Here is a 13364-nt window from a genome sequence, read left to right as displayed (position 1 = left end):
AAATGCGACTTTCCGGGCACTCGGGTAGCGACGGAGGTCCATCATGGCGGATGAGGTAATCGGTGTCGTAGGCGCTGGAATCGTAGGACTCGCGGTCGCGCGCGAGCTGACGCTGCGGCGCCCGGGCGCCCGGATCGTGGTCTTCGAGAAGGAGGATCGCGTTGCGGCGCACCAGACCAGCCATAATTCAGGGGTCGTCCACGCCGGAATCTACTACGTCCCCGGCAGCCTCAAAGCCCGCCTGTGCATGCGCGGCGTCGCCCTTCTGAAGGAGTACTGCGCCGCCAAGGAACTACCCTATGTGGAGTGCGGCAAGCTCGTGATCGCGGTGCGCGAGAACGAGGTGCCCCGTATGGACGCCCTCTACGGCCGCGCCGTCGCCAACGGCGTCCTCGGCCTGCGCCGGGTCGGACCCGAGGAGCTGCGCGAGATCGAGCCGCACGCGACCGGTCTCGGCGCCATCCACTCCCCGGGCAGCGCCATCACCGACTACGCCGCCGTCGCCCGCTCCTTCGCCGCCGAGGTCGTCGCCGCCGGAGGCGAAGTGCGCCTTGGCTACCCGGTCGACCGCATCGAGCCCGAGGGCTCGCGCGTCCGCGTCGGCTCCGGCGAGCAGCAGATCGTCGTGGACCAGCTCGTGCTGTGCGCCGGGCTCCAGGCGGACCGGGTCGCGAAGCTCGCCGGCGACGAGCCCGGCCCCCGCATCGTCCCCTTCCGCGGCGAGTACCTGCGCGTCAAGAACGACAAAGCCGCCCAACTGCGCGGCCTCGTGTACCCCATCCCCGAACCCGGCTACCCCTTCCTCGGCGTGCACTTCACCCGCCGTACGGATGGCACCGTCGAAATCGGCCCCAACGCCGTCATCGCCCTCGCCGCCGAGGGCTACCGCTGGCGCGACCTCAGCCCGGCCCACCTCGCCCGACTCGCCGCCTGGCCAGGGGCCTGGCGCATGGCCAAGCAGCACTGGCGCATGGGCGCCCACGAGGTCTACGGCTCGATCTCCAAGCGCGCCTACATGAAAGCCTCGCAGCAGTACTTCCCGTCGATCGGCGTCGCGGACGTCGAACGCGACACCTCCGGGGTCCGGGCCCAGGCCCTCGACCGGGACGGCGCCCTGGTGGACGACTTCCGCATCCACCGCCTGGGCCCCGTCACCGCCGTCCGCAACGCGCCCTCGCCCGCCGCGACCTCGTCGATGGCGATCGCCGAGCACGTCGTCGAGCAGATCATCCTCGACCCGATCAGCTGACGCGGACCACGAGCTTCCCGAACGTGTGCCGCCGCGCGAAATCCGCGATCGCCTGCGGCCCTTCGTCCAGCATGTAGCGCCGACCGATCACCGCGGCCAGCTCCCCGCGCCCGGCCGCCTCGGCGACCTCCCGCATCCCGCCGAACTTCCCGTCCATGTCCAGCACGAACCGCAGGTCCACGTCGTCGCGGCCGAGCCATTCCGGCTGCGTCACAGGGAAGGTGATGGTCACCAGCCGCCCACCCGGGCGCAGGGCTGCAGCCACGTCGGCGAGCCGGTCGCCCGGCAGCGTCACGTTGAACGCGATGTCGACGCCGGACGGGTACTCGGCCGCGTCGTAGCCGATCACCTCCGCCGCACCGAGCTCCCGCAGCCGGTCCGCGTCCTCCGGCCGCCCCGTCGCGGTCACCTTCGCGACCGCCGCCAGCGCCGGGAGCAGTGCCGTCCCCACGCCGCCCGTGGCCCCGACGACGAGCGCCGAGGCACCCGGCTCCACGTCGGCACTCGCGAGCATGGCGCGCACGGTCAGGCCGACCGTGGGCAGCGCCGCCGCCGCCTCGACGCCGAGTCCTTGCGGCCGTACGGCGATGAACGGGGTGTCGGCCTCGAAGACGGCGTACTCGGCGAGCGCGCCGGTGGTCAGCGAAGGCCGTTCACCGCCCGCCATGGCCCTGATCGCGCGCGGCACGGCGAACCCGAAGACCTCGTCGCCCACGGCGTAAGCGGTGACGCCGGGCCCGACCTCGCTGACGGTGCCGGCGAAGTCGTTGCCGGGCACGTGCGGGAACGGGAGGGCGAACTGCTCGCGGAACTCGCCGCTGGGGATTCTGACGTCGGCGGGGTTGACCGAGGCGGCGGCGATGCGCACCTGGATCTGGCCGGGCCCGGGTTCGGGGGCGGGGATCTCGGTGACGGTGTAGGTCTCGGGCGGGCCGTAGTCGTTGGCGACGACTGCCTTCATGGTGTCCTCCTCTAAGCGGACCGTGCGGTCATGTTCCGGAACGCTAGCACTAACCGGACCGGGCGGTCAACTTGGTAGGGTGGGGCCATGACCGCAGCCCGCCCGCTCCGCGCCGACGCCGCCCGCAACCGCAAGCTCCTGCTGGCGGCGGCCGCCGACGAGTTCGCCGAGCACGGCCTCGACGCCTCTGTGGCGGACATCGCCCGCCGGGCCGGGGTCGGCAAGGGGACGGTGTTCCGGCACTTCGCGACCAAGGACGAGCTGGTCGCGGCGATCCTGATCGACCGCATGGAGGCGTTGAGCGACCTCGGCGAGCGCCTCTACGAATCAGACGACGCGGACGCGGCGATGCGCGAGTTCCTGACCGCCGCCGCGATGCAGCGCCAGGAGCGCGACCTCTCCTTCCTCGCGGGCGCGAGCGAGTCGATGGCCGACGTCAACCGCGCCCGCGAGCGGATGACGGCCGCGATCGACCGGCTCGTGGCGCGGGCCCGCGAGCGCGGCGCGATGCGCGAGGACGTGACCGGCACAGACGTCTTCCTCCTCATGTGCGCCCCGAACTACGTCGCCGGGTACGTGCCGAACGCCTCGCCCGACCTGTGGCGGCGCTACCTCGCGCTCATCCTCGACGGCCTGCGCCCCGAGGGCGCGCGCCCGCTCCCCGAGGCGGCCCCCGACCTCGGCTGACCGTGTTCCGCGCGTCGGCCGAGCGCAAAAAGATGAGACATCATGTAGCTTTGAGGGACACGATCGAACGAGCGGAGGGCGGACCATGGACGCCGCACTGCAGCGGACCCTGAACCGGGTGGAGGCCAGGCAGATGCTCGGCCCGGACTCGCAGGTCGACGACAAGGCGCTCGCCTTCGCGCCCAATGATCCGGCCCTGACCGACCCCTTCCTCATCATGGCCGAGGACTGGTTCTCCAGCCCCGGCTTCGAATGTCACCCGCACCGCGGCCTCGAGACCGTGACCCTCGTGGTCGACGGCGTCCTGGAACACGGCGACAACCTCGGCAACGCCGGGGCGCTCGAGCCGGGGGAGGTGCAGTGGATGACCGCCGGGAAGGGCATCGTGCACCGCGAGCTCGCCTACCGGAACGAGCACGCCCACACCTTCCAGCTCTGGCTGAACCTGCCGCGCGCCAAGAAGATGACCGCCTCCCGCTACCAGGACCTGACCCGCGGGACGATGCGGCAGGTCGCCGCCCCGGGCGTGCTGCTCGACGTCCACGCCGGCACGGTGGACGGCGTCACCGGCGGCGCGGACACGCACCACCCTGTGCAGGGCGTGCTCGCGCAGCTCGACCCGCTCGCGTCCTACGACCTCGCCGTTCCCGGCGAGCACCGGCTCTTCGCGCACGTGGTGAGCGGCCGCGTCCTCGTGGGCGGCCGTGAACTGGAGGCCGGCCAGACCGGCTGGTCCGAGCCCGTGCCCGGCGCCGAGTCAACGACCCTGCACCTGGCCGCGCCGGACGGCGACGAGCGCTCGCGCGTGCTCGTCTACAGCGGCACGCCGCTGCGCGAGCCGGTCGCGTTCGGCGGCCCGTTCGTCATGAACAGCCGCGCCGAGATCCAGCAGGCCTTCCAGGACTTCCAGCGCGGCGACTTCGGTCCCGTGCCGCGCCAGGCCCGCCTCGCCTACGACCGCTGACGGCGCGGCGGCGCGACCGAGTCGCGCACGACGATGTGGGTGCCGAGGACGATGCGGTCGGTCGCGGCGCCTTCGCTGCGGCGCAAGGCGAGCCGCACGGCCTCGCGGCCCAGCTGCTCGTGCGGGACGTGCACCGTGGTGAGCGCCGGAGTGAGCTCGGCGGCGATCGGGATGTCGTCGAAGCCGACCACGGACATGTCCTCGGGGACACGGATGCCCTTCTCCCGCAAGGCCTTCAGCACGCCTATGGCGACCATGTCGGTGCCCGCGAAGATCGCGGTCACGTCGTCGCGTTCGGCGAGGAGCCGCTTGGTGAGCGCGTACCCGTCGTCGATCTGGAACCTGCCGGGCAGGATCAGCCGCTCGTCGAGCTCGACGCCGTGGTCGGCGTGCGCCCGGCGGAACCCCTCGATGCGCTCGTCCGAAGTGGAGAGTCCGACTTCGCGGCCGAGGTAGCAGATCACGCGGTGTCCGGCGGAGAGCAGATGCGCGGTCATCCCGTACGAGCCGCCCACGTTGTCGTACTGGACCACCAGCGCGGGCACGCCCTCGCCGAGGGACGGGCGGCCGCACAGCACCAGGTGCGAACCGGACTTGTCGAGCGCCTTCGCGAAGTACGCCATGCGCTCCTTGTACACCTCGTTGTCCCAGGCCCCGCCCACGAGGATCACGGCCTCGGCGCGCTGCTCGCGCATGAGCTCGACGACGGCGAACTCGCGCTCGGGGTCGCCGTGCGTGGTGCACAGGAGGCACAGGCGCCCTTCGGAGGCGGCCTGCTGCTCGACGCCGCGCGCGATGTAGGCGTAGAACGGGCCGGTCACGTCGTCCACGACGAACGCCACGGTCTTGGTCGTCGCCCCCGCCAGGCCCCGGGCATGCGCGTTGACGACGTAGTCGAGGTCCTTCATGGCCCGCAGCACCTTCGCGCGCGTGGCCGGGGCGACCGGGTAGTTCCCGGCGAGCACGCGGGAGACCGTCGGCGCGGACACGCCGGCGGCCGCCGCCACGTCCTTGACCGTGGGACGCTTCCCGCCGCCTGAGGTCTCGCGCACCTGGTGCCCCTTTCCCGTCCGGACGTTCAAAAGCCTAGATCAGGCGGGGGCGCTCACGCCCGCCTGCCGAGGAGTTCGGGGTCGACCCGGTTGAGCAGCGGCTGCCCGGCCGCGAATCGTTCGGCCTCCTCCACCGTGCACAGTCCCATGCGGGCGAGCTCGTTCCCCTGCGAACCGGCCACATGCGGGGTCATGAAGACGTTCGGGAGGTCGAACAGCGGCGAGTCCGCCTGCGGCGGTTCGGGATGGGTGACGTCGAGGACGGCGGCGAGGCGGCCGGTGCGCAGTTCGGCGACGAGCGCGTCCGTGTCGACCAGGCGCCCCCTCGCGGTGTTGATCAGGACGGTGCCGTCCTTCATTGCGGCGAGGCGTTCGGCGTCGATGAGGTGCCGGGTCTCGGGCAGGTCGGGGGCGTGGACGCTGACGACGGCGGCCTGCGCGACGAGGTGGTCGAGGTCCACGAGGCGCACGCCGAGCGCGGCGGCCTCGTCCTCGCTCACGAACGGATCGGCGAGCAGCACCTCGACGTCGAAGGGCCGCAGCAGTTCGATGACGCGCCGCCCGATCGCCGAGGCCCCGATGAGGCCGACCCGCAGGCCGAAATTGCCGACCTCGGGGTGGATGTAGCCCAGTTCGAAGGACCGCTCGGCCCGGAACCGTTCGCGGAGGCCGAAGATCCCCTTGCCCGCCATCAGGATCGCCGCGAGCGTGTACTCCGCGACCGGCAGCGCGTTCGCTCCCGCCGCCGAGGCGACCGCGATGCCGCGCTCCCAGAGGGCGTCGCCCACGAGGCCCTTGACCGACCCGGCCGCGTGCAGCACGGCCCGCAGCTTCGGGGCCCGCTCCAGGACCGCCGCGTCGAGCGGCGGCGCGCCCCAGCCGGAGACGATCACCTCGACGTCCGCGAGGATCTCGTCCGTTCCGGGGCCGTCGAGCCGCTCGGCGACCGTTCCCGGGTCGATGTCGAGCGCGGCGCCGAGGCGGCGCATGAGCGGTTCGGGGAAGAGCTGCGGCAGGAACACGGGGTCCATCGCGAACAGCGCCTTGGGGTGATCGGCCACGAGAAGGGTCCTCCGAACGATGCGTGTAGAAATCGATTTCTACTGTAAAGGAGCCGAGTGGATCTGTCGACCCCGGCCCCGCGTCGCGGGCGTCGATGCGCCATCAGGCCGTTGTACTGGGATTTCGATGCCAACCGCAACGACCTCGACCCTCGCGTGTAACGATTCGGCAAACTCGGCTTGCGCTCGTGACAGCCCTCACCTAGTCTCACAGAATCCGGTTTCTATGCGAGCGACCCACTCGCTCACCCCTGAAGGAGATCCCATGAGCTCTGCGAACCTCTCGCGCCGCGCGGTCGTCAAGGCCGGGGCGGCGGCCGCGGTGGCGGCCCCCGCGCTCGCGGCGTGCGGCCCCTCGGCCGGCGGCGGCGACGGCGGCGGCAAGACCCTGATCCGCTTCCTCTACGCCACCGGCGACGCCACCTGGAACGAGGTCGTCGCCGCGGTCACCGAGGCCTTCAACGCCCAGAGCGAGAACGTCGTGGTGGAGCCCGAGCCCCTGCCCGCCGCCGCCGACTACGCGACGGCGCTGAAGACCATCGACGCCACCGGCAACTGGCCGGCCCTGGTCGACATGCGCGACACGCTCACCTACATGGAGGCCGGGAAGATCGCGCCGATCCCCGAGAGCGTCACCGCCCTGCTCAGCGACGAGGTGTACTCGCCCGCCGAGGACGGCTCGGTCTACATCGTCCCGAGCACGGCCCTGAACGGCGAGATCGGGTTCAACATCGTCTACGACAAGGACTACTTCGAGGCGAACGGCCTCGCGGTGCCCACCACGTACGCCGAGTTCATCGCCCTCATGGACGCCATCAAGGCCAACGGCGACGTCCCGCTCGCGATGGCCGCCGCCGAGGTCTGGCCCTCGGACCAGATCTGGAAGCCCCTCGCCGCGCCCACCTTCGCGCAGTACAGCGAGAGCGGCGGCTTCTGGAACACCGTCGAGGCCGGGGAGGCGACCATCGCCGACCTGCGCGAGCCCATGGAGCGGCTGAAGACCATCACCGACGAGTACGCCCTCGAAGGCTGGCAGTCCACTCAGGACGCCCAGACCTCCACGCTCCTCGTCAACGGCCAGGCGATCATGGCGACCTCCTCCGCCGGCCTCGGGCGGCTCAACGACATCGCGAAGGTCGACCCGGACTACAACGCGGGGCTCTTCATCATCCCCGCCGACGACGGCACCCTCAACGTGCTCAAGAACTCCGTCAACGGCGAGACCGCCTCCGGCATCGCGATCTCCAAGCAGGCGCAGGACGACGGCGCCCAGTACGACGCCGCCGTCGAATTCCTCGAGTACTACTACTCGGTCGAGGCCTGCGACCTCATGGAGGCCACCGGCGTCGTCTCCCCGAACATCAAGGCGGCCGCCGAGGTCACCCGCAACTCCAGCATCCCCGGCGCCGCCGACTACTTCGGGCTCCTGGAGAACCCGAAGCTCGCCTGGTACGAGAACGAGCCGAACAACCCCAACCACTCCACGTTCCAGACCTTCTTCCGCCAGAGCCGGATCGAGATGATGGACGACCAGATCACCGTCGACGAGCTCATCGAGAAGTCCCAGGACGAATTCGAGAAGAACATGGCCGAGGGCTAGCGGCAACTTCGGCGGCGCCCACCCCGGGGCGCCGCCCGAACCGTCAGAGAGGACGACCTGTGACCGACCAGCAAGTGCTCGTCAAAGCGCTCCCGGCCGAGCCCCCGCCCGCCGCCCGGCCCGCGCCGGGCCGCCGCCGCGCCCGCTTCGACCGGCAGCGCACCGCCATGCTCCTGTTCATCGCCCCGGCGGCGATCCTGTACGCGCTCATGATGATCGTGCCCTCGCTGCAGTCGATCCAGTTCAGCCTCACCGACTGGGACGGCATCAGCGACACCTTCCAGTACGTGGGCCTGCGCAACTACGAGGACATCCTCACCTCCGGCCGGTTCTGGAACGCCGTCAGGAACACCCTCATCCTCGGCCTCGGCTCGGCCGTCGTCGTCAACGCGATCGCCCTCGGCGTCGCGATGATGCTCGACAAGCTCGACCACGCCCAGGGCTTCTTCCGCACCATCGTGTACCTCCCCGCCCTGGTCAGCGGCTTCATCGCCGCCACCATCTGGAAGTACGTGCTGAACTACAACTTCGGCGCCGTCAACTCCACGCTCAAGGCCCTCGGCCTCGACGCGCAGACCCGTGACTGGCTCGGCGACCACGACATCGTCCTCTGGGTCCTGCTGTTCATCATCTGCTTCACCTTGGGCGGCAACACGACCCTGATCTACCTCGCGAACCTCCAGTCGGTGCCGCAGGAGCTCGTCGAGGCCGCCCGCATCGACGGCGCCTCGCGCGCCCAGGTGTTCCGCTACGTCACCTGGCCCATGCTCGCCGGGGCCGTCACCGTCAACATGACCCTCATGATGATCGCCGGATGGACGATCTTCGACCAGATCATGGTCCTCACCATGGGCGGGCCCGGGTTCATCAGCGAGACCATGGCGTTCTTCATCTACAAGGTCGGCTTCGGCGAGTACCGCGCCGGCTACGGCAGCGCCGCCGCCGTCGTCCTCTTCATCGTGGTCATGGCGACCACGATGATCGCCAACCGCTACATGCGCAGCAGGGAGATCCAAGCGTGACCGTCGTGAAGCCGAAGCGCGCCAAGGAGCGCCGCCGCCTCAAGCCCGGCGAGGTCGTCGTGATGGCCGTGCTGTCGGTCCTCGTGCTCGCCGTGTCCTTCCCGGTGCTGTACGCGCTGCTCAACTCCTTCCGCGGCTACGCGGACATCACCAAGGACCCCATGGGCCTGCCGACCTCCCTCGACTTCGGCAACTACGTGACCCTCTTCAAGACCACCGAGTACGGCGAGGCGCTGCTCAACACGGCGATCATCACGGCCGGGACGCTCGCCATCCTCCTGGCCCTGGTCCCCATGGCCGCCTACGGGATCGAGCGGGTCGGCGGCCGCACCGGCCGCTGGATCTACCTGCTCTTCATCGCCGGGCTCATGATCCCCTTCCAGGTGCGGATGATCCCGCTCGTCACCTCCATGAACGAGATCGGGCTCTACAGCACCCTCACCAGCGTCATGCTCGTCCACTTCGGCGGGTCCGCCGCGTTCGGCGTGCTCCTCTACTGCAGCTTCATCAAAGGCGTGCCGCGCGAGATCGAGGAGGCCGCGAACATGGACGGCGCGGGCCGCCTGCGCACCTTCTGGTCCATCGTCTTCCCGATGCTCCTGCCCGTGACCTCGGCGTTCGTCATCATCCAGGCGCTCGGGCTGTGGAACGACTTCTTCATCCCGCTGGTGTTCCTCGACGCCTCGTCGGCCGGGACGATCAACGTGGCGCTCAGCCGCATGTCCGGGCTGATGGCCTCCCAGTGGGAGCTCATCTACACCGGCGCGATCGTCGCCACTGTGCCCTCGGTGCTCCTCTTCGCCGCGTTCCAGCGCTACTTCATCAAGGGCATGTCGATCGGGGCGGTGAAGGGTTGAGCGCCATGGGAGTCCCCAAGGGACTGTTCGCGTACGACGGCCGGCTCTCCCGCGTCCTCCTCGCGGTCTTCCAGTGCTTCGCCGTCTCGGCACTGTTCCTGCTCACCGCCCTCCCGGCGATCGTGCTCGACCAGGCCTCGGGCCGCGCCTCCCACGCCGCCATCTGGCTCGGCGTCGTCGCCGCCCTCCCGATCGGCCCCGGCGTCTACGCGGTCCTCGCCGGGACGCGCGACTTCATCGCGGAGGGCGGCTACGCGGGTGCGGTGTTCGGCCGCTTCTGGCGCGCCTTCGCCACCGGCGCCGTACGACTGCGCCGGCTCTGGGCGGGCACGGCCGTCATCGAACTGCTCCTCGCCTACAACGCGGCCCTCTACGGCTCCGGCGACGGCGCGTTCCTCGCGATCACCGCCGGGGGAGCACTCGTCGCGGCAGCCGTGATCGCGGTCTGCTGCGTTGCACTGCAAGGAGTCACAGCGGAGCGACCCCTCGAACTCCTCACCGTCGCGCTCCACGCCGCGGCGGCCCGCCCTCTGGCCCCGCTCGCCTGGCTCGCCGTGCTCGCCGCCGCCCTCGCCGCGACGCAACTGCCGGTCTTCGGCCCGAACCTCGCCCTGTTCCTCCCGGCCGCCGCGGCCTGGGCGGTCCTCACCGCCAACCGCCGTCTGGGCTTCGACCGCAAGGCCGCCGAACTGGGCCGGTAGCGAGCAGCACGCCGCACCGCTCGAGCAGGTCAGCCCCGCAGGAGCGGCAGCAGCTGGTCGCCCTGCCGCTTGATCTCCGGCAGGTACGGCGTGTCCGAGAGGACGAAGTGGCTGACGCCCAGGGCTTCGTACTTGCGCAGCGACTTCGCCACGTCCTGGGCCGATCCGACGAGCCAGGTCGTGCCCGCGCCGCCCCCGCCCACCCGGCCCGGGGCCGTGTAGAGGTTGTCGTCGAGCACGTCGCCGCGCGCGGCGAGGTCGAGGAGTCGCCGCTGGCCGGTGGCCCCGCGCCAGTCGTGGTCGAGGACCGCCTTGTTCGCCTTGGCCATCCGCTCCACGCGCGCCTCGGCGTCGGCCCAGGCCTGCTCGGTCGTGTCGCGCACAAGCGTGGTCACGCGGAGGCCGAACTCGAGCGGGGCGTGCTCGCGGCCGAGGTCGGCGCTGAGCTTCTTGAGTCGGTCGATGCGTTCGGCGACGCCGTCGAGCGGTTCGCCCCAGAACAACTGCACGTCCGCCTCGGCGGCCGCGACCTTCTCGGCGGCCTCCGAAGCGCCGCCGAAGTACAGGCGCGGGTGGCGGCGCTCGCCGTCGACGACGGGCTTGAGCTCGAGGGTCGAGTCGGTGACGCTGAAGTGCTCGCCCCGGTAGGTGACGTGGTCCTCGGTCCAGAGGCGGCGCGCGATCTGGATGAACTCGCGGGTGCGGGCGTACCGGTCCGCCTGCGCGCCTTCGCGGTCGCCGTAGGCCTCGATGCCGTCCTTGCCGGAGACGATGTTGACGAGGACCCGCCCGCCGGTGAGGTGGTCGAGGGTGGCGGCGGCCGAGGCGAAGTTGGCCGGACGCCAGTAGCCGGGCCGGATCGCGATGAGCGGCTTGAAGGCGGTGGTCCGGGCCGCGAGCGCCGTGGCCACGGTGAAGGTGTCCGGACGGCCCCAGCTCGTGCCGAGGAGCGCGCCGCCCCAGCCGTGGTCCTCGAGCGCTCTCGCCTGCTCGGTCAGGGTCTCCAGGCTGTTGTGGCCCTCGACGACGTCGTCGCCGCGGTGCCCGGGGCGGGCCTGATTGGGGATGTACCAGAGGTATTCGCTGCTCATGACGGCTTCTCCGAGTCGGGGCGGACTGATATTACAGATATCCTATCGACATAGTATAGATTCACCTCCGCTTCGTCCACGTCCTTCGCGCCCTGCGTCTGTGAGCGCTCACGGAAACCGAACCGAGATCGATTCAGATATTGACGTGTCTCGACCGTGAGCGCTAACATTTCTTCACTCCCGACCCCTACGTGACAAGCCAGGTGCCATGCCTCCAGTTCCTGACGCCGCGCCCGAGAAGCGCCCGCGCCTGCGCACCCGCGCGGCCGTCGAGGCCTACGCGATGCTCGCGCCGAGCATCCTCGGCTTCGCGGTCTTCCTGATCGCGCCGATCGTCATCGTCGTGATCCTGAGCTTCTACGACTGGAACCTGCTCTCCGACCCCGAGTTCATCGGCCTCGAGAACTACCGCGAACTCGCCGGGGACGAGCGGGCGCTCAAGTCGATCGGCAACACCTTCTACTACGTGCTCCTCAACATCCCCGCCCAGACCGTCCTCGCCCTGCTCCTCGCGCTGGCCCTGAACTCGAAGATCAAGGCCCGCAACACGTTTCGCGTGCTCTACGTGCTGCCCTGGATGGCGATGCCGGTGGCGCTCGGCGTGATCTGGCGATGGGTCTTCGACCCGCAGTACGGGGCCTTGAACCGCTTCCTCGACCTGTTCGGCGTCGACGGCGCCGCCTGGCTCACCGACTCGAAGTGGGCGATGCCGGTGATCGCTTCGGTGAACGTCTGGCAGTTCACCGGCTACACGATGCTGTTCTTCCTCGCAGGGCTGCAGGCGATCCCGGCCCAGCTCTACGAAGCGGCCGATGTGGACGGCGCCTCGCCGCTGTACCGGTTCTTCAAGATCACCCTGCCACTGCTGCGCCCGGCGATGCTGTTCGTGCTCATCACCAGCGTCATCGGCTCGTTCCAGGTCTTCGACACCATCCACGTGATGACCGCCGGCGGCCCGGCCGGCTCGACCGCGACGCTGAACTACCAGATCTACCTGGAGTCGTTCACGCAGCGCAACGCCGGGTACGCGTCGATGCTCGCGGTGATCCTCTTCGCGATCATCGCGCTCATCACCCTCGCGCAGGCCGCGTTCTTCCGCAAGCGCACCACCTACGACTTCAGTTAGGGCCCAAGCATGAAGAAGATCCCGCTCTACCTGGTGCTCATCGCCGGCGCGCTGCTCTCCGTGGCCCCGTACCTGATGACGCTGAACGCCGCGTTCAAGTCCAAACAGGAGATCCTGACCTCCGAGCCGTGGGCGCTCCCCGCGAACCCGATCCTCACGAACTTCGGGGAGGTCTGGAGCCGCTACGACTTCGCCACCTTCGTCGTCAACTCCGTGCTCGTCGCCGTGGCTGTCACCGTGGGCCAGCTCGTGTTCTCCACCCTCGCCGCGTACGCCTTCGCGCGCCTCGACTTCCCCGGCCGCGACCAGCTGTTCTGGGCCTACATCGCGACGCTCATGGTGCCGCAGATCGTGACCCTCGTGCCCACGTTCATCATCGTGCGCGAGCTCGGCCTGGTCGACACGCACGTGGGCCTGATCCTGCCGTTCGTGTTCGGGTTCCTCATGCCCTACGGCGTGTTCCTGGTGCGCCAGTACTTCAAGACCATCCCCGAGTCGATCGAGCAGGCCGCCCGCATCGACGGGGCCGGGACGTTCACGATCCTGTGGCGCGTCATGGTCCCCATGGCCAAGCCGATCCTCGGCACGCTCGCCATCATCAGCTTCGTCAACACCTGGAACAACCTCCTGTGGCCGCTCATCATCACCCACTCGGAGTCCACCCGGGTCATCACGCGCGGCATCGCGCAGATGCAGTCCCAGTTCAACCAGGAGTACCACCTCATCCTGGCCGCCTCCACCATGGCGCTCCTCCCGCTGGTCGCCGTCTTCCTGGTCTTCCAGCGCCACATCGTCCGCTCCATCGCCCTCAGCGGCATGAAGTGACGCCCCGAACCCTTCAAAGACGAAAGGCAACAGGCATGAACAAGACGCGCACGGCGGCCCTCGCCGCGCTCGCGCTCGCCCTCCCCGCCGGACTCGGCGGCGGGGGGGGGGGCGCCGGGGGGGGCGGGGGGCAGGGGGCGCGCGTAGGTGGGCGACACCCACCCGCCC

At 70.0% G+C, this 13364-nt stretch carries 13 protein-coding genes; 9 read left to right on the top strand and 4 right to left on the bottom strand.

Translation table 11 applies throughout. The annotated features are described in order from the left end of the window. The first annotated feature begins 43 nt into the window (after window positions 1-43). Complete coding sequence (lhgO, locus tag O2L01_RS02720) at window positions 44-1249, top strand: L-2-hydroxyglutarate oxidase (protein WP_270120204.1); 1206 nt, start codon at window positions 44-46, stop codon at window positions 1247-1249. Here the strand turns inward: lhgO and O2L01_RS02715 are convergent. Beyond that, the gene (locus tag O2L01_RS02715) at window positions 1242-2210 is read right to left on the bottom strand and encodes an NADP-dependent oxidoreductase (protein ID WP_270120202.1); all 969 of its coding nucleotides are present in this window, start codon (window positions 2208-2210) and stop codon (window positions 1242-1244) included. The two genes, lhgO and O2L01_RS02715, sit on opposite strands and share 8 nt — an antisense overlap. An 87-nt stretch (window positions 2211-2297) precedes the next feature. On the opposite strand from O2L01_RS02715, the gene O2L01_RS02710 reads away from it, so the two are divergent. Further along, window positions 2298-2897: a TetR/AcrR family transcriptional regulator gene (locus O2L01_RS02710; protein ID WP_270120201.1), complete on the top strand. Its 600-nt coding sequence runs from the start codon at window positions 2298-2300 to the stop codon at window positions 2895-2897. An 85-nt stretch (window positions 2898-2982) separates the two neighbouring features. Further along, the gene (locus O2L01_RS02705) at window positions 2983-3861 is read left to right on the top strand and encodes a pirin family protein (RefSeq protein WP_270120200.1); all 879 of its coding nucleotides are present in this window, start codon (window positions 2983-2985) and stop codon (window positions 3859-3861) included. Here the strand turns inward: O2L01_RS02705 and O2L01_RS02700 are convergent. Continuing rightward, window positions 3849-4913, bottom strand: a complete 1065-nt coding sequence (locus O2L01_RS02700; protein WP_270120199.1) for a LacI family DNA-binding transcriptional regulator — start codon at window positions 4911-4913, stop codon at window positions 3849-3851. The genes O2L01_RS02705 and O2L01_RS02700 overlap by 13 nt on opposite strands. Window positions 4914-4966: 53 nt before the next feature. Then, a complete protein-coding gene (locus tag O2L01_RS02695; protein WP_270120198.1) occupies window positions 4967-5974 on the bottom strand; it encodes a hydroxyacid dehydrogenase in 1008 nt (335 codons plus the stop codon). Window positions 5975-6239: 265 nt separating this feature from the next. Between O2L01_RS02695 and O2L01_RS02690 the strand changes: the two genes are divergently transcribed. Genes O2L01_RS02690 through O2L01_RS02675 form a run of 4 tightly spaced genes read left to right on the top strand, consistent with a single transcriptional unit; the run spans window position 6240 to window position 10154 of the window. Beyond that, window positions 6240-7574: an ABC transporter substrate-binding protein gene (locus O2L01_RS02690; protein WP_270120197.1), complete on the top strand. Its 1335-nt coding sequence runs from the start codon at window positions 6240-6242 to the stop codon at window positions 7572-7574. Window positions 7575-7633: 59 nt separating this feature from the next. After that, on the top strand, window positions 7634-8596 hold the full coding sequence (locus O2L01_RS02685) for a carbohydrate ABC transporter permease (RefSeq protein WP_270120196.1): 963 nt from the start codon (window positions 7634-7636) through the stop codon (window positions 8594-8596). Then, on the top strand, window positions 8593-9453 hold the full coding sequence (locus O2L01_RS02680) for a carbohydrate ABC transporter permease (protein ID WP_270120195.1): 861 nt from the start codon (window positions 8593-8595) through the stop codon (window positions 9451-9453). The genes O2L01_RS02685 and O2L01_RS02680 overlap by 4 nt, the downstream gene beginning before the upstream one ends. Before the next feature lie 5 nt (window positions 9454-9458). Beyond that, a complete protein-coding gene (locus O2L01_RS02675; RefSeq protein ID WP_270120194.1) occupies window positions 9459-10154 on the top strand; it encodes a hypothetical protein in 696 nt (231 codons plus the stop codon). Window positions 10155-10183: 29 nt separating this feature from the next. Here O2L01_RS02675 and O2L01_RS02670 read toward each other — a convergent pair whose 3' ends face one another. Further along, a complete protein-coding gene (locus O2L01_RS02670; protein WP_270120193.1) occupies window positions 10184-11245 on the bottom strand; it encodes an LLM class flavin-dependent oxidoreductase in 1062 nt (353 codons plus the stop codon). A 208-nt stretch (window positions 11246-11453) separates the two neighbouring features. On the opposite strand from O2L01_RS02670, the gene O2L01_RS02665 reads away from it, so the two are divergent. Beyond that, the gene (locus O2L01_RS02665) at window positions 11454-12371 is read left to right on the top strand and encodes a carbohydrate ABC transporter permease (protein ID WP_270120192.1); all 918 of its coding nucleotides are present in this window, start codon (window positions 11454-11456) and stop codon (window positions 12369-12371) included. A 9-nt stretch (window positions 12372-12380) separates the two neighbouring features. Then, on the top strand, window positions 12381-13196 hold the full coding sequence (locus O2L01_RS02660; protein ID WP_270120191.1) for a carbohydrate ABC transporter permease: 816 nt from the start codon (window positions 12381-12383) through the stop codon (window positions 13194-13196). Window positions 13197-13364 lie beyond the last annotated feature (168 nt).

It is taken from the genome of Glycomyces lechevalierae (assembly GCF_027622945.1).
In the GTDB taxonomy this organism is placed as follows: Bacteria; Actinomycetota; Actinomycetes; order Mycobacteriales; family Micromonosporaceae; genus Glycomyces; species Glycomyces rutgersensis.
This window is presented reverse-complemented; position numbering and strand designations above follow the sequence as displayed.

Bases quoted from the DNA above. Each gene is read 5' to 3' on its own strand.
- lhgO (WP_270120204.1), top strand. From the start codon at position 44: ATGGCGGATGAGGTAATCGGTGTCGTAGGCGCTGGAATCGTAGGACTC.
- O2L01_RS02715 (WP_270120202.1), bottom strand. From the start codon at position 2,210: ATGAAGGCAGTCGTCGCCAACGACTACGGCCCGCCCGAGACCTACACC.
- O2L01_RS02710 (WP_270120201.1), top strand. From the start codon at position 2,298: ATGACCGCAGCCCGCCCGCTCCGCGCCGACGCCGCCCGCAACCGCAAG.
- O2L01_RS02705 (WP_270120200.1), top strand. From the start codon at position 2,983: ATGGACGCCGCACTGCAGCGGACCCTGAACCGGGTGGAGGCCAGGCAG.
- O2L01_RS02690 (WP_270120197.1), top strand. From the start codon at position 6,240: ATGAGCTCTGCGAACCTCTCGCGCCGCGCGGTCGTCAAGGCCGGGGCG.
- O2L01_RS02675 (WP_270120194.1), top strand. From the start codon at position 9,459: ATGGGAGTCCCCAAGGGACTGTTCGCGTACGACGGCCGGCTCTCCCGC.
- O2L01_RS02670 (WP_270120193.1), bottom strand. From the start codon at position 11,245: ATGAGCAGCGAATACCTCTGGTACATCCCCAATCAGGCCCGCCCCGGG.
- O2L01_RS02665 (WP_270120192.1), top strand. From the start codon at position 11,454: ATGCCTCCAGTTCCTGACGCCGCGCCCGAGAAGCGCCCGCGCCTGCGC.
- O2L01_RS02660 (WP_270120191.1), top strand. From the start codon at position 12,381: ATGAAGAAGATCCCGCTCTACCTGGTGCTCATCGCCGGCGCGCTGCTC.